Source organism: Streptomyces griseorubiginosus (assembly GCF_036345115.1).
Classification (GTDB): domain Bacteria; phylum Actinomycetota; class Actinomycetes; order Streptomycetales; family Streptomycetaceae; genus Streptomyces; species Streptomyces griseorubiginosus_C.
Genome location: NZ_CP107766.1, coordinates 6,558,766 through 6,579,490 on the forward strand (window position 1 = coordinate 6,558,766; position 20,725 = coordinate 6,579,490).

Below are 20,725 nucleotides of genomic sequence, written 5' to 3' on the forward strand. Positions count from 1 at the left end.
TTCGGTGACGACTGCACCGACTTCGCCTCACGGGTGCTGTTCCACGGGGGTGGTTTCCGGAAGAAATGCAACGCCGCCGGCTTTCGGTACGAGTTCGGCCGTCATCACCCAGGTCAGCGGCTATATGGAAGGTCAAAGACGCCCTGAGTTGGCAGGGGGCCAACCCTCACCTGCACCTGTGGGCTGCCCAGCCCACCCAACTCTGACGAGGTCGACGCCATGAGACGTCTACTGACCACGGGACCGGTCGCCTTGCTGGCCTGCGTGTTTCTTGCCGGCTGTTCGACAACGGGCCCTCACCTCCCCGACTACGTCGTGCTGTCCCGACATGTGACCCATGGTGTGCACTGGCAGTTGGACGCATACCTTGGCGATGACGGGCTGTGTCTGACGGTGGACGGCCCCCGGGGGCCGGAAGCCGGCGGAGACCGGTCGTCCGGGGGCTGCGGCTTCGACAGCAGCCCCTCGGGCGGTTACTGGTCAGGAGGACAGGAGCCCGGCGACAAGAACGGCGTCGTCGTGTACGGACCGCTCCCGGACAATGCCACCGCGATCAGAGTGGCAAGCCACACCGTGGTCAAGACAATCCCGTTCCCGCACGGCAGCGGCCTGCCAACCGCCCGCTACTGGTTTGTCATCGAACCACCGGGATGGCCGAGCAAGACCGACGGAACGCTGCTGAGCACGCCCCAACCATTGGACAAGCAAGGCAGGAATGTCGCCTTCAAGAAGTTCTGACCCGACCGCTGACTCCACAGGCGATCTGTAACACCAAACGGCCCGGCGAGCCGATCCGCTCGCCGGGCAGGGGGTGGGCAGGCTTGATGTCCGGTACCCCGGGTTCATGCCCTCGGGTGCGGCGGCTTCGACCGGCGGCCGTGTGGCGGCCGGATGCACAACCACAGTCCGAGCGGCGGGAGTACGGCTGTGATCAGCAGCCGGAAGACGTCGTCGGGCCCGAGCGTAGGGGTGGACAAGGCTGCGTGCACTTCCGGGTGTCGAGGGCACCTCTTCCCGTACGGGTGCCGTGCCGCAGGTGAGGTGTGGGCGCGGCGTGGGCGGTGCGCTGCGCACGGCGGTCAGTGCGCCGTCCTGGTGTCTCCTTCGTGTTCGACGCCCAGGAGCGTGAGGGCGTTGTGGATGCCCTGGTCGAGGACCTGGTCGGCGAGCTGCGGGTCGGCGAGGGCTCGTGCGAGTTGGAGGGTGCCGGCCATCATGGCGTACGAGCTGAGTGCCATCGGGCGGACCGAGAGCGGGTCCTCCGGTGCCAGGCGCTCGGCGATGCCGTCGGCGACCACCAGTACGCCCTCGGTGTAGGCCTGCCTGGTCGGGTGGGTGCAGCGGCCTATCTCGTCGAGCAGGGCGGCCGAAGGGCAGCCGACGTCACGGCTGTCACGGTGCCAGGGGGACAGGTACCAGCGCACGATCTGTTCGAGCCCGGCGCGGCCCCGTTCCGCGTGCGCGACGATGCTCGCGTGCTGGGCCTGCAACTGGTCGGCGATCGTGGTGGCGACCCGGTCGTCCTTGGACGTGAGGTGGGTGTAGAACGCCGTTGGTCAGCCCGGCGTCCCGCATGAGCGCCGCGATGCCCGAGCCGTCGATGCCGTCCTCCTTGAAGCGGCGGCCCGCCGTCTCGATGATCCTCTGCCTGGTGGCCTGCTTGTGCTCACTCCTGTATCGCACCGCACACTCCTCTACGTGCCGGGTGGGCCACTCGCCCGTCGGCGCGGTTTGCGCGAAGTGGTTGAACGACACCGCCCGTCCGGCAGCACCGGACCGACGGGTCAGGACCGGACTCCGCCGGTCGGCAGGGCCGTACCCGCCGGTCGGCGGGGGAGAGCCCGAAGACTGCCGGATGGTCCGCCCCCGGAGGCCCACGCGAGGTTCTCCGTATGACACAGACACAGCCGCCGCAGGAGACGTCCGCTCCGCAGGAGAACTCGCCTCCGCCGCACCGGACCTCACCCGAGTCCCCGGCCCCGCCCGGTCCCTCGATGGGACGCCTCGTCGGGGTGGACCTGGCCCGCGCGCTGGCGGTGTTCGGCATGTACGTCGTGCACATCGGCCCCCCGCTGTCCGCCACGACCGGCGTCGCCAGCTGGATCCGGTACATGTCGGACGGCCACTCGTCGGTCCTGTTCGCCACCCTCGCCGGGTTCTCCCTGATGCTGCTCGCCGGCCGCCGCGAGCCCAGGACCGGCCGGGCGGGCCGGCAGGCGAGGGCCCGTATCGCGATCCGCGCCGTGATCCTGCTGGCGCTGGGCACCGTGATGGCGATGGAGTACGGGGGCGTGATCATCCTCGGCTTCTACGGCGTCTACTTCCTCCTCGCCCTGCCCTTGGTGCGACTGAGCGCCAGGACCCTCGCGATCATCGCGGCCGCGTTCGCCCTCGTCGCACCGCAGCTGGCGTTCGTGCTCACCTCGCTGCTGACCCCGTCGGTCCAGCAGAGCATCAACACCTACGACCCGCTCCGCCACCTCAGTGAGGTCGGCGTCCTCGATCTGTTGCTCACCGGCTTCTACCCGGCGCTCACCTGGATGTCGTTCGTCATCGCGGGCATGGCGCTGGGCCGCCTCGACCTCTCCAGCGGCACCGTCCAGAAGCGCCTGGCCGCGCTCGGCGCCACCCTCACCGCGGTCGCCTACGGCACGTCCCTGCTGCTCGCCGGCAAGGGCGCTTTGCGGAGCCTCGCGGAAGACGGGTCGTCGTCCGGCGGCTCCGGGTCGGTGCCCCTCGGCAGCGGGTCGGTGCCCGACGGGGGGTCGTTCCCCGACATGCCGGCGTCGATGCTCCTGACGGGCGGCCCGCACAGCGGCACCACGTTCGACATCATCGGCAGCGTCGGTATCGCGATCCTCGTGATCGTGGGCGCCACGGTGGCGATGGACCGCCTGCCGCGACTGCGCCGCCTGGCCAAGCCGGTCATCGCCGTGGGCACCATGTCCCTGACCGCCTACGTCGGCCACTTCCTCGCCCAGACCGCACTGTCCACGCCCGCCGGAACCGGCACCCAGCAGTCCTGGCTGCCCCTGATCATGTACGTCCTCGCAGCCATCCTGTTCGCCGCGGTCTGGTCCCGCTTCTTCCGCCGCGGCCCCCTGGAGTACCTGCTCAACGCCGCCACCAAGCCGGCGAAGCACATCCGGTGAGACCCGGGCCGGGGTGTGAAGCTCCACCCTCCACCCCGGCCCGGGCCGCTCATGGCTCCAGCATCCGCCGCTGCTGCCCCTCGGACCCCGCGGCCGCCCCCCGCCCCTCCGCTCGGAGAGCCGACGCTCCAGACCCCGGGTCCGGGCGGTGGGCCGGTGTTGCGGGTGGGTGCGGAGCTGGAAGCGGTGCGAGTCCCAAGCGGGAGTTGACCTGTGCCCTGCGCCAGGTGGTGGAGGGCAGCGCGGCCTCCCCGGCGCTGCTCCGTGCGGGCCCGGTGAGACGTGCGTTACGTCAGGCGGCGTGCGAATCGCGCTGGTGTTGCTCGGTATTGCTTCTTGAAAGCGCGGATGAAGTGGCTGCTGTCAGTGAAATGCCAGCGCGCGGCGGCCTCGGAGACGGTGAGCCGTGACCCGGAGGCGGTGAGTGCCTCGGCCGCCTCCTCCAGGCGCCGGCGGCGGATGTAGGCGCTGAACGACTCGTCCAGGCTCGCGAAGGCCCGCTGCAGGGTCCGTACGGAGACGTGCAGTTGGGCGGCGACCGTGGTCGGCGACAACTCCGCGTCGGTGAGCCGGGCCTCGGCCAGGTCCTTGGCCGCCTCCGCCAGCGCCGGGGTGAAGGTGGGCTCGCGGTCGTCGAAGTGGTCGAGGATCAGCCCTTTGGCGAGTTCGAGCAGGGCGTTGCGGGACGCCTGCGCGGCCGCCGGGCCGAGGCTGCTCGCGGTTCGTTGCACCATGCTGGTGTGTGCCATGAGGATCTGCGCCGCGGGCGAGCTGGTCCGGCCGGTGCGTGGTTTCCCGGCGATCAGGGACCGCAGGGGGTCGCCGGGGAAGAAGAAGATGCGCTTGCCGGTCTCGGGTGTGGTGTGGAAGTGGTTCTCCGTCACGACGTGATGCATGAAGTAGGTGCCGGCCGAGACGTAGGCGTCACCGTCCTGGTCGTGCGGGTCCCGCAGGGTCGTCACACCGCGCAGACCGACGTACAGCCTGATGTGGTCGTGCTCCTGCCTGCCGACGGCCCGGGCGCTCACGGGTGAGGCGCTCCAGGTCTCGTTGAAGACGGTGTCCTGCAGGGTCACCGACCGCATCGTTCCCCGGAAGCCGTCGACCGCCGAAGCGCTGAACTCCGGCAGCGGGTACAGGTCCCCCATACGGTCGTTCCAGGTGTCGACGAACGGCTCCCACGTTCCCCGACCGGTGCCGGTGGAGCCGGTGTCGACGTGGAACCCGCCCACCGTGTCGGCCGGGCCAGGTAAATGCGGCCTGCTCGTCATGTGCTCTCCCGCCATGAGGATGTCGCCGGAATCCCATTCCGTGTCGCGAAGGTACACCCGTTCGACGTACGCCTGTTCCTACGCTTGGTGACGCTTCAACCTCCACGACGATCTACCGCCTGGCGACCGTGCCGGCGCCGCAGCCACCGTGTCTCGCGTCTTGACCTCGCGCGCGGCCAGAGCGACCGCGACCCCGCGGGCGAAAGTGAGAAGACCCATGAAGGCAGTGCGTTTCCACCAGTACGGCGACCCCGACGTCCTGCGCCACGAGGACGTGGAACAGCCGGATCCGGACGCGGGACAGGTGCGGGTCCGTGTCGCGGCGACGTCGTTCAACCCGGTCGACGCCAACATCCGCGCCGGTTTCATGCGGGGGCCGATCCCGGTGACGCTGCCGCACACCCCCGGCATCGACGTCGCCGGCACGGTCGACGCCCTCGGCGAGGGCGTGACCGGCATCCAGGTCGGGGACCAGGTCATCGGCCTTCTGCCGATGGCGGGACCCGGCGCCGCCGCGGAGTACGTCCTGGCACCGGCTGAGGCCCTGACGCCGGCGCCCAAGAGCGTCGCGCTGCCCGACGCGGCCGCGCTGCCGCTGGTGGGCCTGACCGCATGGCAGGCGCTGTTCGAGCACGCGAAGCCGACCGCCGGGCAGCGCGTGCTGATCAACGGCGCGGGCGGAGCGGTCGGCGGCTACGCCGTGCAGTTGGCCAAGCAGGCCGGCGCCCACGTGATCGCCACGGCCGGTCCGCGCAGCAGTGAGCGTGTCAGGGCGGCGGGCGCGGACGAGGTCGTCGACCACACGACCGTCGGCGTCGTCGCTGCGGTGAGCGGGCCGGTGGACGCGGTACTCAACCTCGCGCCGGTCGAACCCGCGCAACTGGCCGCGCTCCTCGGTCTGATCCGCCCCGGCGGTGTCCTGGTGAACACCACCGTGTGGATGCCCGCGCCCACCGACGACGAGCGCGACGTACGCGGCATCGACCTGTTCGTCCGCAGCGACGCGGAGCAGTTGTCGCACCTGGTGGAGCTGGTCGACGGCGGCGAGCTGCGCGTCGAGGTCGCCCGGCGGGTGCCGCTGGCCGAGCTGCCGGCCCTGCACGCCGACGCCGCCGCGGGCGCACTGCCCAGCGGCAAGGTCGTCGTGACGCCCGGCGCCTGACGCCCGTTTGACCGAGCTGTGAAGGAGACGAACACGATGATCCCCGACGACGATCTGTCGCGCTCGCTGACCGTGGCGAACCCCGACGACCCCGGCACCACGTACATCTCACTGGTGGGCAACACCTACGGCATGCTGGTCACCGGCGAGCAGACCGACGGCCGGTACTGCCTGATCGACATGCACGTCCCCGACGGCGGCGGCCCGCCCCCGCACCGGCACGACTTCGAGGAGATGTTCACGATCCTCGAGGGCGAGATCGAGTTCACCTTCCGCGGCGAGAAGCACACCGTGGGGGCCGGGTCCACGATCAACATCCCGGCCAACGCACCGCACAACTTCCGCAACGCGTCGGGGGCGCCGGCCCGCATGCTGTGCATGTGCACCCCGGCCGGCCAGGAGGAGTACTTCGCGCGCATCGGTGACGTCGTCGCCGGCAAGGACGCGCCGGCCCCGCAGCTGTCGGACGACGAACTCGCCGAACGCCGCCGCCGGGCCGCCGAGTTGGCGCCGACCTACCGGAGCGAGTTCCTGTAGCCCGGCGGCCCTATCTCCCAACCGGGCAACACCCGCACCACCGCACGCCCGTCACCGCCGACCGCACCGGCTCGCGCACCTCTCCCCGCGACCGCACACACGCCGACCACCACCACGACGGAGAGCAGAACCATGACCACACTCCTCATCGGGCCGGCCGACAGGACCGTCACCATCACCGTCCAGCAGCGGACCCGCACGGCACCCGAGGACGCCTTCCGCATCCTAGTGCCCATCGACCTCCCCACTGTCTTCCGCCCGGTTGCCCCGTTCCCCGGCATCAGCAGCGTGAAGAACCAGACCGAGGCCTGGGACCACGCGGGCCCGCGAAGAAACCCGCAGTTCGACGACGGCTCCCAGGCCGACGAGGAACTCACCGAGTACGTACCGGGCTCCAGCTTCGCCTACCAGATCACCGGCTTCACCAACGCCCTCTCCCGCCTCGCGGCCGGCATCCGGGGCGATTTCAACGTCAACCCCGACGGTGACGGCACCCTCATCCGCTGGACCTACGAGTTCAAGCCGCTGCCCGGCCGCCGCTGGATCCTCGCCGGCCCCTTCACCCCGCTCTGGCGCCGCTACATGGTGGCCGCCCTCGCCCGATGCGTCCACGTCATCGAAACAGCGGACAGTGAGCAGACGCCGCTCCGGACCGGGTGACGGCGAAAGGAACGACCTCAGAGCAGGACGGCCCGCCGGAACCCGGGTTCGGGCGGGCCGTCGAGGAGGTCAGGGATCAGGGGATCAGCACAGACAAGGATCCGTACCTGAGCCGAGGCCGGAGACGCCCCTGTCCGTCAGCGCGCCCGCGTAGGCCTGTACCTCGTCCACGTCGCCGTGCAGGTACTCGCCCCAGCCGTCATCGGACATCGCCCGGCCGATCTGGAGGGCACCGGTGCTGTGCCGGCCGTTGGGGAGGCTCGCGGTCGCCTGGGCGTTGGTGTGGCCGTCGAGGTAGAGCTTGATCGTGTCGGTGGCGTCGTCGTAGACCACGGCGAGGCGATGGCCTTGGCCCTCGCCTCCGTCCGCGCCCACGATCTGGGACACCACCTTCTCGGGGGCTCCGGCCTCGTCCTTCTCCGGCATCACCAGTTGCCAGGTGTGCGTGGACGGCTCGTAGCGCACCTTGAAGGCGTCGGTGTGCTCGCCGGCCTGCGAGAGCACGGTCATCGGGTGGGCGGGCTCGGAGTCCGCGAGGCGAACGACGACGCCGAGAGTGAAACTGTCCCCGGTGTCCACGACGGGCCCGTCGGCAGCGGCGTACCCGCTCTCGCCGTCCAGCACCAGATGCCCGTCACCGACGAGTGGCGGCGGCACGTAGGTGCAGTCCGGGTCGATCTCCGGGATGCAGGAACTGTCGGATCCCCGGTAGATCGAGGCCCCCGCGCCGAGCCGCAGCGGCGCGCCGTCCGACTGCTCTGGGCTCACCCCGTCGATCGCGTTCTCCAGCGACCAGTGGCCGAGCAACTTCGGCTGGCGTTGGGCGAGTTCGGTTACCTCGTCCGGCACTACGACCCGGTCGTGAACCTGTACGTCGCCGATGTCCCCGTGCCACTGGTCCTCGTAGCCGGCAGCCCCGAGGGCGCGCCCGATCTGGAAAGCGCCGGCCGCCCCGGCGGGAGTCGCGTCGGCGGCGGTGCCGGCCTCGTGGCCGTTGACGTACAGCCGCGCCTTTCCGGTCTCGGCGTCGTACAGCCCCAGCAGATGGGCCCACTCGCCGGTCTCGGGCGCGCCGCCGGACACCTGTGCGCCGCCGATCGCGAACGACCAGGCGGCCCCGGAGTCCTGGTGGCGCAGCCCGAGGTCGAAGCCGGGCCGCTCGTCGGCATCCTGGCTGACGACGGTCATGTCCCGGTCGGTCTCGGCGGGCCGTACCCACGCGCTCACCGCGAAGGTCTTACGGATGTCGGTCACCGAGGTGTCCGGGGTGAGGAACGCCTGGCTGCTGCCGTCGAGGCCGGCCGTGGCGGTGGCCGTGGTGCCTGTGGGCGCCGGGCCGCCGAAGGTCACGCCGGTCCCGGCACGGGCGGCGGTGCCGGTCTCGGCGGCGGCCGAGGTGGAATCCGCCGGGTCGTCCAGCTTCCAGCGGGCGACGGGAGCACGGCCGGCCTTCACGTTGAAGTCGTAGCGCGACTCCCCGCTGATTCGGCCCGACCTGTCGATCGCTTGGACCGCCAGCGACTTGGGTCCCGCGGAGAGCGGCAGGTACGGAATGGTCACGGCCGCGCCCGGCCGCTCCGCGGAGACGGTGCCGTAAGGGCCGCCCATGAAGCCGTACTTGTACGACACCACGTCGTCGGAAGGCGAGTCCATGGTGAAGTGGCCGTAGACGCCCACTCCGTCCACCCAGAACACGTCCTCCGGGTTGGGGTATTCCGGAGAGGTGATCGTGGCCTTCTCCGGGCTCACGTCGTCGTACACGAACGAGCAGACCGTGCCGTCGCCCTCGTCGCTCCACGGGGAGGTCGCCTTGCCGTCGTTCGCGCGGACGTGCCAGGAGACGACGGTGTTCGCCGGGATGTCGTTCGGCATCGTCCAGTACTGGCGCGACCCCGAGGAAAGAACGACGGTGGTGAAGCCACGCTGGTGCTTCACTCCGGCCGCGTCCGTCCACCAGGCTTCGAACTCGCCGCTGAGCGGGCTGGATTCGGAGGGCTGGTTGTCCTCCTCGGGGTCGTACAGCACCGCGCTGAGCCTCGGCGGCGCCGAAACGTAGGGCGTGTCGTCACCGGTCGCGCATGCCTTGCCTCCCGACTGGAGGTCCTGGACAAGCGGTTGATTCGGCGGCAGGTTGCCCACCGCGTACGCCGTCCCGGCAGCCGTGGCCAACAGGGCCGCCGCACAACTCCCCACCACCGTCGTCCGTCTGCGTCTGCGAGTCCTCGTGAACCTGGTCAAGTGGCCCTCCCCTGTGAATGCTCGACACTCGTGGATCACACGAGCGCCTGAAGCTAACAGAGGCCACTGACAGCACGGAAAGGGTTTGCCGGCCGATCGGCGCGCTCCGCCTCACGCTGGCACGGCAGTGCTCTCGACCTCGGGTGCGGCTGTGCTGCCCAGCAGGCGCAGAGCCGCCTCGGAGGGTGAGCCGGGTTCGGCCGTGTAGGCGATCAGGCGCTGGCCGGACGAGCCGGGGATGACGAGGTTCTCGAAGCTCAGGTTCATCGTGCCGACCGACGGGTGACGCAGCCGCTTCACCCCCGAGGTGCAGGTGCGCACCGGATGGCGGGCCCAGCGGGAGGCGAACTCGTCGCACTGAACGGTGAGTTGGCCGACCAGTTCGGTCAGTCGGCGGTCGTCGGGGTGCCGGCCGGCGATCAGCCGCAGCGAGGCGACCGCGAGCTGTGCCTCGTCGTTCCAGTCGGTGTACAGGGCGCGGTAGCGGTCGTCCAGGAACAGCATCCGCGTCACATTGGGCCGGGTGCCCGGTGTCTCGGGGCTGTCCGCGGGCAGATGCGCGGCGAGCAGCGCGTGCCCCAGCCGGTTCCAGGCCAGTACGTCGTTGCGGCGGTCCAGGATCAGTGCCGGCACCTCCGACATGGCCGCCAGCAACTGCCGGGCCGAGGCGCCGGCCTGCTCCGCACGGGGGGTGGTGGAGCGGGTCGTGGTGGCGGTGCGGCGGGCCAGGTCCTTCAGATGCGCGGTCTCGTCGTCCGTCAGCCGCAGGGTGCGCGCGATCGCGTCCAGCACGGAGTCCGAGGCGCTGAGGGCGCGGCCCTGTTCGAGGCGGGTGTAGTGGGTGATGCTGACCCCGGCGAGCATGGCCAGCTCCTCCCGGCGGAGCCCGCTGACCCGGCGGCGGGTCGGATGCGGGGTGATGCCGACGTCCTCCGGGCGCACTGCGGCGCGGCGGGACTTGAGGAAGTCTCCCAGTTCGGACGGAGCGTCCATCGATGCCTCCCGATCGCTTCCCTCCATGGTGCCCGCCCGCCGAGCCGGTTGTGAGCCGTGAGGGTGGTCATGTGATGACCACCCTTGTGGCGGCTGGGCGAGACAGGGTGCTGGTTGGGGTCCCGAGCCGGGACGAGCCTCTTTCCCAGCGGTGCGCACGACAGACGCACCGGCGAAGCTCGAACGAAAGGGACTCGACGTCATGTCCGTCACCGATCCGGACACGGCCGGTACGGCCGTGGGACCGGCCCCGGCCGTCCTCACCCCACGCCTGCGGCTGGTACTGGTGCTGCTGCTCGCGGCGCAGTTCATGCTGGCCGTGGACTTCTCCATCCTGAACGTGGCGCTGCCGGTGATCGGCGAGGGCCTGGGCTTCTCGCTGGCGCATCTGCAGTGGATCGGCACCGCGTTCGCCCTGTGCGCGGCGGGCTTCACCCTGTTGTTCGGCCGGGTCGCGGACCTCTTCGGCCGTCGCCGCCTCTTCCTCGGCGGTCTGGTGGTGCTGGGCGCGGCCTCGCTCGTGGGTGGCCTGGCACAGAACCCGGAGGTGCTGATCACGGCCCGCGTCTTCCAGGGTCTCGCGACGGCCGCGGTGACTCCGGCCGGCCTCTCCCTCTTGACGACCTCGTTCCCGGAGGGCCCGCTGCGGGACAAGGCCCTCGGCCTCAACGGGGCATTGATGTCCGCCGGCTTCACCACCGGCGCGATCCTCGGCGGCCTGCTGACCGACCTGCTCTCCTGGCGCTGGGCGTTCTTCATCAACGTGCCCGTCGCCCTCGCCGTCCTGATCGTCGCCCCGACGGTCGTCAAGGAGTCCCGGCCCGACGAGCGCCCGAAGCTGGACGTGCCCGGCGCCCTCAGCGTCACCCTCGGTCTGCTGGCCATCGTCTTCGGCCTCACCCAGGCCGGTGAGCACGGCTGGGGCTCCGCCAACGCCCTGCTGCCGCCGGCGGCCGGCGTGCTGTTGCTGATCGTGTTCTGGGCCGTCGAGCGCAAGGTGAGTGCCCCGCTGGTGCCGCTCGGCGTGCTCGGCAAGCGTTCGGTGGCCTGGGGCAACGTCGCCGGTCTGATCGCCTTCCTCACCGAGACCTCACTGGTCTTCCTGCTGACCCTCTACCTCCAGGAGGTGCTCGGCTTCTCCCCGCTGGCCGCCGGTCTGTCCTTCGGTGTGCTGGGCATCGGAACGGTCGTCGGCGGCTCGGTCGCCCCGAAGGTCATCGGGAAGACCGGCACCGGACAGACGCTGATCACCGGCGGTGTCCTGCAGACCGTGTGCACGGCCGCCCTGCTCGGCCTCGGCACCGCTCACTCCTCGCTGTGGCTGCTCCTCGTCGCCACCTTCGCCGGAGGTGTCGGCAACATGCTCGTCATCGTCGGCTTCATGGTCACCGCCACGTCCGGTCTCGCCGACCACGAACAGGGCCTGGCCACCGGGCTCGCGACCATGACCCAGCAGATCGGTATCACCATGGGCACGCCGATCATGAGCGCCATCGCCACCGTCGCGATGACCGGCACAGGAGCCTCGGCGGTCCTCGGCGGACTGAAGACGGCCATCGCGGTCAACGCCGCCCTCGTTCTCCTCGGCGCCCTCACCAGCGCCGTGTTCCTGCGTGGTGCGCGGTCTCGTCCGGAGGGTGCGGTCTTGTCGACGTAAGTAATATGCAACAAGCTGGTCGGGTCCTTACTCGCTGTCGGTGACCTGGAGCCCCGCCATGCCCCGTCTCATCCCGGACTCCGGGCCCCAAGGCGTCCTCGCCGCGTCGAACTTCGTCTACACCGTGGGCAGCGGGCTCTATCTGACCGCAGGGGTCCTGTACTTCACCGAAGCCGTACGCCTTCCGGCCGGCCAGGTCGGACTCGGGCTCGGTGTCGCCGGGCTCTTCGCGCTGGTGTTGGGCGTCGGGGTGGGGCATCTGGCGGATCGGTGCGGGGCACGCGGTGTCTACGCGGCGACTCTCCTGGTCCAGGCACTGGCCACCGCCGGGTTCGTACTGGCCGACAGCTTCTGGCCGTTCGTGCTCGTCGTCTGCGTGGCCGCCGCCGCGAAGGCGGCCGGGGTGGCCGCCCGTTCGCCGCTCATCCGGCACTACGGAGGAGAACGGCCGCAGGAGTTCCGGGCGTACCTCCGTGCGGTGACCAACGTCGGTGTGTCCGTGGGCGCCGTGGGGGCGGGCTGGGCGGTGCAGGTGGGCACCGTGACCGCCTATCAGCTCATGGTCGCCGGCAACGCGGTCGCCTTCGTGGTCACCGCCGTTCTGCTGGCCCTCCTCCCGCCGGTCGCCCCCGTCCCGAGCGCCGGCGGCCCGCGCTGGATCGCCCTCAGGGACCGGCCGTACCTGCTCCTCACCACCCTCGACGGCGTCATGGCCATCCAGTTCAAGGTGCTCACCGTGGCCATCCCGCTCTGGCTCGTCGGCGCCACCGCCGCCCCGCACTGGCTCATCTCCGGCACCATGCTCACGGGCACCGTCATCGTCGTCCTGTTCCAGGTACGGGCCAGCCGGGACATCGACTCCCCGGAGGCCGGCGGACGCGCCTACCGGCGAGCGGGGGTGGCCTTTCTCCTCTCCTGCTCGGTCGTCTCCCTGTCCGCCGGAGTACCCGCCTGGGCCGCCGCGACCCTGCTCGTCACCGGCGTCGTGATCCACACGGTCGGTGAACTGTGGCACTCCGCCGCCGGCTTCGAGGTGTCCTTCGCGCTGGCCCCTCGGCACGCCACCGGCCAGTACCTGGGCGTCTTCGGTCTGGGCGCAGGGCTGGCCGAAGCCTTCGGACCGGGGCTGCTGATCGCCCTGTGCATCACCTGGGGGCGCCCCGGGTGGTACGTCGTGGGAGCGATGTTCGCGGTGACCGGCCTGCTGACGCCGGCGGCCGTCGCCTGGGCCCAGAGGCAGCAACTCGCACGACGGACCGGCCTCGGAACCACGGAGAAGGCGACCGTGTGAGCGCGGAGACGGCGGGCAGCCGGCGGCAGCGCAACGGCCGTCCCCGCGGGGTGCAGGACCAGGACGTCTCCCGCCTTCTCACCCCTACGAATCGGTCTCAATCCCAGCCAACCCTTGGGCGCCGCCGGTCGCCCCGCAATCATGTCGCCATGCACCGGCCGCTCAGCCTCCACACCCCCGAGTGGTTCACGGCCGACGACTCGGCCCTGAACGTCGCGTTCGTGTACCCGATGCAGGGGCCCGGCGGGATCTTCGGTCCCGCCTGTGAGGCGTGCGCGCGGCTGGCCGCCGAGGAGGTCAACAGGGCCGGCGGGGTGCTCGGCAAGGAGCTGAGGCTGCTGGAGGTCGACGGGGGCGCCGACCCGCGGAAGGTCGCCGACGAGGTCGAGGCGCTGGTGGCGACCGGGGTCGTCCACGGTGTCACCGGCTGGCACATCTCCTCGGTCCGGCAGGCGGTGGCGCCGCGCGTCGCGCACCTGGTGCCGTACGTCTACACCGCCCTGTACGAGGGCGGGGAGCGCACCGACGGGGTCTTCATGACCAGCGAGACGCCCGACTGGCAGCTGCTGCCGGCCATGCGGCTCCTGGCCGAGACACGGCGGGTACGGCGATGGTTCGTCGTCGGCAACAACTACGTCTGGCCCCGGACCACGGCCCGGGCCGCCCGCCGCTACGCCCGCGCGTGCGGGGGCGGGCGGGTCTGCGGTGAGGCGTACCTCCCGCTGGGCGCCGAGGACTTCCGGGACGTACTGCGGCGCATCGAGCACACGGACGCGGACGGCGTGCTGATGCTGCTGGTCGGCAGTGACGCGGTCCGCTTCAACCGGGCCTTCGCCGCCTCCGGCCTCGACCAGCGGTGCCTCAGGCTGAGCACGCTCATGGACGAGAACATGCTGATGGCCAGCGGTCCGGAGGCGACCGGTGACCTGTTCAGCACGGCCGGGTTCTTCGCCTCGCTGGCCAACCAGGACACCCTGGACTTCCACGGCCAGTACGCCGACCGCTTCGGCATCGAGGCTCCGGCCCCCGGCAGCCTCGGTGAGTCCTGCTACGAGGGCGTGCTGCTGCTCGCGTCACTCATCGAGCGGGCCCGCACCCTGGACGTCGCCGCGATCTCCGCCGCCGCCGAGACCGTCTCCTACGAAGGACCGCGCGGCCTGCTCCACCTCCGTGACCGGCATGTGCGCCAGCGCATCTACCTCGCGGAGGCGGACGGACTCGACTTCAACGTGCTCGCCCAACTCCGCGCTCCGCACGACCTGGTGTGACTCCGCCGGGGAAGGTGCCCCGCCCCGAGGCGCCCGGACCCTCCAAGGCCTCGGCCAGTCGCGCGAGCAGTCCGTCCAGTTCGGCGCCCGGCAGCGACTCCTCCAAGTCCCCCCAGCCGGACCGTACTTCACGGGCCAGCAGCTGCCACCGCTGCATGCCCCGCGGAGTGAGGTGGGCCAGCACACGACGCCGGTCCGTGGGGTCGACGCGGCGGTAGACCCAGTTCTGGTCGACGAGTTGGTCGACCAGCTTGGTGAGGCTCGGGGCCGGCAGGAAGGCGTGGTCGGCGAGGGCCGTCATGTTGTGCCCCTGCCCGTCGGACAGCAGGTCGAGCACCCTCCACGCCTCGACCGAGCAGTCGAACTCGTCCAGTACGGACTGCACTCGGCGCACGGCGAGACGTTCGGCCCGGGTCAGCAGGTAGAGCAGGTCCTGGGGCTGCCTCGCCATCGTGGTCCTCCGCTCGTGCCGTCCGCCGGTGTCCGAGCCTACCTGTGATCACCGGCCCCTTGACAAGGGGAACCGAGAAACTGATCCTTTCCGCAGGAAGCAATAAATGCCGCCGCTGAGATGCCGTCAAACGTGCGTCGCCAGCGGGGGCTCTTTTGTTTTACGAGCAATATTGCTTCCACTGGAAACCGTTCTTCAATTGCCGTGAAACGCACCGGAAACAGTCTCCTCGCAGGCTGTGGACGCACTTCAGCGACCAGCCCGGACGCCACCCCGGAACGGCTGGGGAACCCGTGCGCCAACGCCGCCGCTTCTGAAGCGTGTCCCTCTCATTCCCTCCCACGGCTCTTTCCAGCCACTCCGCTCAATTCGTTTCGCCCTTCGGGGCAAGGAGGTTGTGCATGTCCGGGCTCAGCATCAGCAGACGCGGTCTTCTGGCCGGCATTTCGGCGGCCGGCGCGTCCGCCGCCCTCAGTGCCTGTGGCGCCAAGACCGGCACCGAGTCGACCTCGGGCTCCGCGGCCACGGCGGACACGTCCGGCAGCACCGTCAAGGTCGGTCTGCTCAACTCGCTGTCGGGCACCATGGCCATCAGCGAGGTCACGGTCCACAACTCGCTGCTGCTCGCCATCAAGGAGATCAACGCCTCCGGGGGCGTCCTGGGCAAGAAGCTCAAGCCCATCAGCCAGGACGGCGCCTCCGACTGGCCGACGTTCGCCGAGAAGGCCGAGGCCCTCATCACGGACGACAAGGTCGCGGCCACCTTCGGCTGCTGGACCTCGGCCAGCCGCAAGGCCGTCAAGCCGGTCTTCGAGCGGTACAAGTCGCTGCTGTTCTACCCCGTGCAGTACGAGGGCCTGGAGCAGTCGCCGTACATCTTCTACATCGGCGCCACCACCAACCAGCAGATCGTGCCCGCCCTCGACTACCTCAAGAAGCAGGGTCTGACCAAGCTCTACCTGGTCGGCAGCGACTACGTCTTCCCGCGCACCGCCAACAAGATCATCAAGGCGTACGCGAAGGCCAAGGGCCTCACGGTGGTCGGCGAGGACTACGCGCCGCTCGGCTCCACGGAGTTCAGCACCATCGTCAACAAGGTCAAGGGCTCGGGCGCCGACGCGGTGTTCAACACCCTCAACGGCGACAGCAACGTGGCCTTCTTCAAGGAGTACAAGTCCGCGGGCCTTACCGCCAAGAGCCTGCCGGTGCTCTCCGTCTCGATCGCCGAGGAGGAGGTCAAGAGCATCGGAACGCAGTACCTGGAAGGCCAGTTGACGGCCTGGAACTACTACGAGACCACCCCGGGCGCCGCGAACAAGAAGTTCGTCGCGGCCTACCAGGCGGCCTACGGCAAGGACAAGCCGACCTCCGACCCGATGGAGGCCGCGTACATCTCCGTCTACCTCTGGAAGGCGATGGTCGAGAAGGCCGGCTCCTTCGACGTCGCCAAGGTGAAGGCCGCCTCCGACGGCATCGTCCTCGACGCCCCCGAGGGCAAGGTCACCGTCGACGGCGCCACCCAGCACGTCTACAAGACCGCCCGCATCGGCAAGGTCGGCTCCGACGGCCTGATCGAGGAGGTCTGGAACTCCGGCAAGCCGATCAAGCCGGACCCGTACCTCAAGGGCTACTCCTGGGCCTCCGGCCTGTCCTGAGCCACGCCCCACGGGATCGACCCGGCTCCGTCACGGGGCCGGGCCACGCCCATGGATGCCCGCACGCGCCAGCCCGTACGTCCGTACCCGACCCGGAGCCGCTTCATGACGGTCGTCCTCAACCAGTCCTTCACCGGCATCAGCATCGGTGCCGTCCTGCTTCTCATCGCCCTCGGCCTGACCCTGACGTTCGGTCAGATGGGCGTCATCAACATGGCGCACGGCGAGTTCATCATGGCCGGCGCCTACACGACGTACGTCCTGCAGAAGTCCATCAGCAGCGCCGGGGTCTCCCTCCTCGTCGCCCTGCCGCTCGCGTTCCTGGTCGCGGGAGCCATGGGCGCCCTCCTGGAATGGCTGCTCATCCGGCGTCTCTACACCCGCCCGCTGGACACCCTGCTGGTCACCTGGGGCGTCTCGCTGATGCTCCAGCAGCTGGCCCGGGACGTCTTCGGCGCCCCCAACGTGCAGACGGCGGCACCCGACCTCCTCACCGGCAACATCTCGGCCGGCTCGGTCACCTTCGCCAACAACCGCCTGTTCATCCTGGGACTGGCGCTCCTCTGCGTCCTCGGCCTGACCCTGGTCCTGCGGTTCACCCCGCTCGGCCGCCGGATCCGGGCCGTCGTGCAGAACCGCGACCTCGCCGAGGTCTCCGGCATCGCCACCGGACAGGTCGACCGGATCACCTTCTTCATCGGCTCCGGCCTGGCGGGCGTGGCCGGCGTCGCGCTCACCCTGGTCGGACCGATCGGCCCGACCATGGGCACCAACTACATCGTGGACGCCTTCCTGGTCGTGGTCGTCGGCGGCATCGGACAGCTGAAGGGCGCCGTCATCACAGCGTTCGCGCTGGGCGTGCTGCAGTCCGTCCTCGAGTACTCGACCACCGTCAGCGTCGCCAAGGTCGTGGTGCTGGTGGCGATCGTCGCCTTCCTCCAGTGGCGACCCCAGGGCCTGTACACACTGCGCACCCGGAGCCTGGCATGACGACCACGACCACGACCACGCCCCCCGCCACCGTGCCCCCGCCCGCCACACCCCTGCTGCACCGCTTCCGGGTGCCCGCCGGCTTCGCCCTCGGCGCCGTACTCCTGCTTGGCGTCGCCCCGCTCGCCCTCTCCGACTTCCGCCTCTCCCTCCTCGCCAAGTACCTGTGCTACGCGATCGTGGCCGTCGGGGTCAGCCTGGCCTGGGGCCGCGGCGGACTCATGGTGCTCGGCCAGGGCGTCTTCTTCGGGCTCGGCGGCTACGCCATGGCCATGCACCTCAAGCTCACCGACGCCGCCGCCACCGGCGAGAAGCTGCCGGACTTCATGCAGTTGTACGGCACCGGCGACGCACTGCCCTGGTGGTGGAAGCCCTTCGCCAACCCGGGGTTCGCGCTGGCCATGACCGTACTGCTGCCCATGGCGGTGGCCGCGCTGCTCGGCTTCCTGGTGTTCCGGCGCAAGGTGAAGGGCGCCTACTTCGCGATCCTCAGCCAGGCCCTCGCCGCCGCCCTCTCCATCTGGCTGGTCGGCCAGCAGGCGACCACGGGCGGCACCAACGGCCTCACCGACATCCAGGGCTTCTTCGGCTACTCGCTCGACGACCCGGTCAACCAGCGGATGGTGTACTTCATCATCGCCGCCGTGCTGCTCCTGCTGATGGCACTCGCCCGCCAGCTCTTCGTCAGCCGCTACGGCGAACTCCTGGTCGCCGTACGGGACTCAGAGGAGCGGGTGCGCTTCCTCGGCTACAACCCGGCGAACGTCAAGCTCGTCGCGTACGTCGTCGCGGCCGGCATGGCGGGCCTCGCGGGAGCCCTCTTCGTCCCGGCCGTCGGGATCATCTCCCCGGCCCTGATCGGCATCGTGCCCTCCATCGGCTTCGTCATCGGCGCGGCGGTCGGCGGACGGGCGTCCCTGGTGGGAGCGGTGCTCGGCGCGATCGCCGTGGCCTGGGCGCAGAGCACGCTGTCCGACGAGTTCCCCGCCGCGTGGACCTACCTCCAGGGCCTGCTGTTCGTGCTGGCGGTCGGCTTCCTGCCCGGCGGCCTGGCCTCCCTGGGCGTCGTCCTGCGAAGGCGCCGCACCCGTACCGGTACTCCTGCGACTGGAGAGACAGCATGAGCGGCGAGGGACTGACCGTCCGCGACCTGCGGGTGACGTTCGACGGGTTCACCGCCGTCGACGGCGTCGACCTGGACATCCGCCCCGGCGACCTGCGCTTCCTCATCGGCCCGAACGGCGCAGGGAAGACCACGCTGGTCGACGCGATCACCGGCCTGGTGAAGGCCACCGGGTCGGTCCGCTTCGGCGACCACGACCTGCTGGGCAGGCCCGTGCAGAAGATCGCCCGGCTGGGCATCGGCCGTACGTTCCAGACGGCCAGCATCTTCGAGGAACTGACCGTCCTGCAGAACCTCGACATCGCGGCGGGCGCCGGGCGGGGCGTGTGGACGATGCTGCGCCGCCGCAAGGACATCCCCGAGCCGGTCGCGAGGGCACTGGAGACCACCGGTCTGACCGAGCTGCGCGACCGCCCCGCGGGCGTGCTCGCCCACGGGCAGAAGCAGTGGCTGGAGATCGGCATGCTGCTCGTCCAGGACGTGAAGCTGCTCCTGCTCGACGAGCCGGTGGCCGGTATGAGCCACGAGGAACGGGAGGCCACCGGCGGGCTGTTGCAGCGGGTGAGCGAGGACCACACGGTCGTCGTCATCGAGCACGACATGGACTTCATGCGCTCCTTCGCCCGCAGCGTCAGCGTGCTGCACGCCGGCAAGGTGCTCAGCGAGGGCACGGTCGCCGAGGTGCAGGCCGACGCCAAGGTCCAGGAGGTCTACCTCGGACGCGCCTCCGAACCCGAACCCGAAGCGACGCCCACCACACCCGTCGCCGTCACCGAGGAGGCCTGAGACCCATGCTGGAGATCAGTTCCGTACAGGCCGGCTACGACCGCACCACCGTGCTGCACGGTGTGACGGTCTCGGTGCCGAAGGACGCGGTCGCCACCGTGCTGGGCCACAACGGCGCCGGGAAGAGCACCCTCCTGCGGGTCGCCATGGGCCTGCTGAAGCCGAAGAAGGGCGCGGTCCTGCTGGACGGCGAGGACATCACGCGCCTCGCCCCGCACCAGCGGGTGGCCCGCGGCATGGCGTACGTCCCCCAGGGCCAGCAGTCCTTCCCGCATCTGACGACCGCCGAGAACCTGCAACTCGTCGCCGACGGACGCCCCGACGGCAAGGAGGCGACCGCCGAGGCCCTGGACCTCTTCCCCGTCCTGCGGGAACTGTCCGGCCGCCGCGCCGGCCTGCTCTCCGGCGGGCAGCGGCAGCAACTCGCCATCGCCCGCGCCCTGATCACCCGGCCGAGGCTGCTCCTGCTCGACGAACCGACCGAGGGCATCCAGCCGTCCGTCGTCGCCGAGATCGAGGAGACGATCCTCGCCCTCACCCGGCGCGGCGGCCTCTCGGTCCTCCTCGTGGAGCAGCACGTCGGCTTCGCCATGCGGGCCGCGCAGCAGTACTACGTCCTGGAGGCGGGCCGGGTGACGTCCTCGGGCGAGGGCGGCACGGGCGCCGAGCAGACGGTACGGGCCGCGCTCAGCGTGTGAGGCCCGTCGCCGTCACGTCTGAGGCCGAGTCCGAGTCCTAGGACCAATGCCTGATCGGCCACCGGGGTTCTTGCTGCTAGCGTGCAACTGCACATGATTGGCAATAGTGTCGGAGGATATTGGACATGGCGGTCTACACGCTCCCGGAGCTTCCCTACGACTACTCGGCGCTCGCGCCCGTGATCAGCCCGGAGATCATCGAACTGCACCACGACAAGCACCACGCGGCCTACGTCAAGGGCGCCAACGACACGCTGGAGCAGCTGGCGGAGGCGCGCGACAAGGAGACGTGGGGCTCGATCAACGGCTTGGAGAAGAACCTGGCCTTCCACCTCTCCGGGCACATCCTGCACTCCATCTACTGGCAGAACATGACCGGCCCGAAGGACGGCGGCGGCGAGCCCCTCGCCGCCGACGGCGTGGGCGACCTCGCCGACGCGATCACCGAGTCCTTCGGCTCCTTCGCGGGTTTCAAGGCACAGCTGACCAAGGCGGCGGCGACCACCCAGGGCTCCGGCTGGGGCGTCCTGGCCTACGAGCCGCTCAGCGGGCGACTCGTCGTCGAGCAGGTCTACGACCACCAGGGCAACGTCGGCCAGGGCTCGACCCCGGTCCTGGTCTTCGACGCCTGGGAGCACGCCTTCTACCTCCAGTACAAGAACCAGAAGGTCGACTTCATCGACGCCATGTGGGCCGTGGTCAACTGGCAGGACGTGGCGAAGCGTTACGCGGCCGCCAAGGAGCGCGGCGACAGCCTGCTGCTCCGCCCGTGACGTCGTGACCTGGCTCCCGC

At 70.2% G+C, this 20,725-nt stretch carries 18 protein-coding genes and 1 pseudogene; 14 read left to right on the forward strand and 5 right to left on the reverse strand.

Translation table 11 applies throughout. The features are described from left to right. Positions 1-219: 219 nt before the first annotated feature. Positions 220-738, forward strand: coding sequence for a hypothetical protein (locus tag OHN19_RS29675; RefSeq protein ID WP_330267124.1), 519 nt, complete (start codon positions 220-222; stop codon positions 736-738). Between the two features lie 341 nt (positions 739-1,079). Here the strand turns inward: OHN19_RS29675 and OHN19_RS29680 are convergent. Beyond that, positions 1,080-1,683, reverse strand: a pseudogene (locus tag OHN19_RS29680) (TetR/AcrR family transcriptional regulator). Positions 1,684-1,892: 209 nt separating this feature from the next. On the opposite strand from OHN19_RS29680, the gene OHN19_RS29685 reads away from it, so the two are divergent. Next, positions 1,893-3,152: a DUF418 domain-containing protein gene (locus OHN19_RS29685; protein WP_330267125.1), complete on the forward strand. Its 1,260-nt coding sequence runs from the start codon at positions 1,893-1,895 to the stop codon at positions 3,150-3,152. Positions 3,153-3,439: 287 nt separating this feature from the next. On the opposite strand, the gene OHN19_RS29690 is transcribed toward OHN19_RS29685, so the two are convergent. Beyond that, positions 3,440-4,423, reverse strand: coding sequence for a helix-turn-helix domain-containing protein (locus OHN19_RS29690; protein WP_330267126.1), 984 nt, complete (start codon positions 4,421-4,423; stop codon positions 3,440-3,442). Between the two features lie 217 nt (positions 4,424-4,640). Between OHN19_RS29690 and OHN19_RS29695 the strand changes: the two genes are divergently transcribed. From OHN19_RS29695 to OHN19_RS29705, 3 genes are all read left to right on the forward strand, one after another. Further along, positions 4,641-5,585, forward strand: a complete 945-nt coding sequence (locus tag OHN19_RS29695) for an NADP-dependent oxidoreductase (protein ID WP_330267127.1) — start codon at positions 4,641-4,643, stop codon at positions 5,583-5,585. A 36-nt stretch (positions 5,586-5,621) separates the two neighbouring features. Beyond that, a complete protein-coding gene (locus tag OHN19_RS29700; RefSeq protein ID WP_330267128.1) occupies positions 5,622-6,122 on the forward strand; it encodes a cupin domain-containing protein in 501 nt (166 codons plus the stop codon). A gap of 132 nt (positions 6,123-6,254) precedes the next feature. Then, complete coding sequence (locus tag OHN19_RS29705; RefSeq protein WP_330267129.1) at positions 6,255-6,782, forward strand: SRPBCC family protein; 528 nt, start codon at positions 6,255-6,257, stop codon at positions 6,780-6,782. An 84-nt stretch (positions 6,783-6,866) separates the two neighbouring features. Here the strand turns inward: OHN19_RS29705 and OHN19_RS29710 are convergent, their stop codons facing one another. Next, on the reverse strand, positions 6,867-8,978 hold the full coding sequence (locus OHN19_RS29710; protein ID WP_330269738.1) for a LamG domain-containing protein: 2,112 nt from the start codon (positions 8,976-8,978) through the stop codon (positions 6,867-6,869). Positions 8,979-9,131: 153 nt separating this feature from the next. Continuing rightward, positions 9,132-10,013, reverse strand: coding sequence for a helix-turn-helix transcriptional regulator (locus tag OHN19_RS29715; protein WP_330267130.1), 882 nt, complete (start codon positions 10,011-10,013; stop codon positions 9,132-9,134). Between the two features lie 202 nt (positions 10,014-10,215). Here OHN19_RS29715 and OHN19_RS29720 point away from each other — a divergent pair, with 202 nt between their 5' ends. The 3 genes from OHN19_RS29720 (at position 10,216) to OHN19_RS29730 (ending at position 14,229) form a co-directional block, all read left to right on the forward strand. Continuing rightward, positions 10,216-11,670: an MFS transporter gene (locus OHN19_RS29720; protein ID WP_330267131.1), complete on the forward strand. Its 1,455-nt coding sequence runs from the start codon at positions 10,216-10,218 to the stop codon at positions 11,668-11,670. 58 nt (positions 11,671-11,728) lie between these two features. Then, positions 11,729-12,961, forward strand: a complete 1,233-nt coding sequence (locus OHN19_RS29725; protein WP_330267132.1) for an MFS transporter — start codon at positions 11,729-11,731, stop codon at positions 12,959-12,961. Positions 12,962-13,110: 149 nt separating this feature from the next. Beyond that, the gene (locus tag OHN19_RS29730; RefSeq protein ID WP_330267133.1) at positions 13,111-14,229 is read left to right on the forward strand and encodes a substrate-binding domain-containing protein; all 1,119 of its coding nucleotides are present in this window, start codon (positions 13,111-13,113) and stop codon (positions 14,227-14,229) included. Here the strand turns inward: OHN19_RS29730 and OHN19_RS29735 are convergent. Then, positions 14,186-14,680 (reverse strand): MarR family transcriptional regulator, encoded by a 495-nt coding sequence (locus tag OHN19_RS29735; protein ID WP_330267134.1) that lies wholly within the window; start codon positions 14,678-14,680, stop codon positions 14,186-14,188. The two genes, OHN19_RS29730 and OHN19_RS29735, sit on opposite strands and share 44 nt — an antisense overlap. Before the next feature lie 401 nt (positions 14,681-15,081). On the opposite strand from OHN19_RS29735, the gene urtA reads away from it, so the two are divergent. The 6 genes from urtA (at position 15,082) to OHN19_RS29765 (ending at position 20,705) form a co-directional block, all read left to right on the forward strand. Further along, positions 15,082-16,335, forward strand: a complete 1,254-nt coding sequence (gene urtA, locus OHN19_RS29740; protein WP_330267135.1) for an urea ABC transporter substrate-binding protein — start codon at positions 15,082-15,084, stop codon at positions 16,333-16,335. 105 nt (positions 16,336-16,440) lie between these two features. After that, positions 16,441-17,325, forward strand: a complete 885-nt coding sequence (urtB, locus tag OHN19_RS29745) for an urea ABC transporter permease subunit UrtB (protein ID WP_330267136.1) — start codon at positions 16,441-16,443, stop codon at positions 17,323-17,325. Further along, positions 17,322-18,449, forward strand: coding sequence for an urea ABC transporter permease subunit UrtC (gene urtC, locus OHN19_RS29750; RefSeq protein ID WP_330267137.1), 1,128 nt, complete (start codon positions 17,322-17,324; stop codon positions 18,447-18,449). The genes urtB and urtC overlap by 4 nt, the downstream gene beginning before the upstream one ends. After that, positions 18,446-19,234: an urea ABC transporter ATP-binding protein UrtD gene (gene urtD, locus OHN19_RS29755; protein WP_330267138.1), complete on the forward strand. Its 789-nt coding sequence runs from the start codon at positions 18,446-18,448 to the stop codon at positions 19,232-19,234. The genes urtC and urtD overlap by 4 nt, the downstream gene beginning before the upstream one ends. Before the next feature lie 5 nt (positions 19,235-19,239). Next, positions 19,240-19,932, forward strand: a complete 693-nt coding sequence (gene urtE / locus OHN19_RS29760; RefSeq protein ID WP_330267139.1) for an urea ABC transporter ATP-binding subunit UrtE — start codon at positions 19,240-19,242, stop codon at positions 19,930-19,932. 125 nt (positions 19,933-20,057) lie between these two features. Next, on the forward strand, positions 20,058-20,705 hold the full coding sequence (locus tag OHN19_RS29765; RefSeq protein ID WP_055634704.1) for a superoxide dismutase: 648 nt from the start codon (positions 20,058-20,060) through the stop codon (positions 20,703-20,705). The last annotated feature ends 20 nt before the right edge of the window (positions 20,706-20,725 follow it).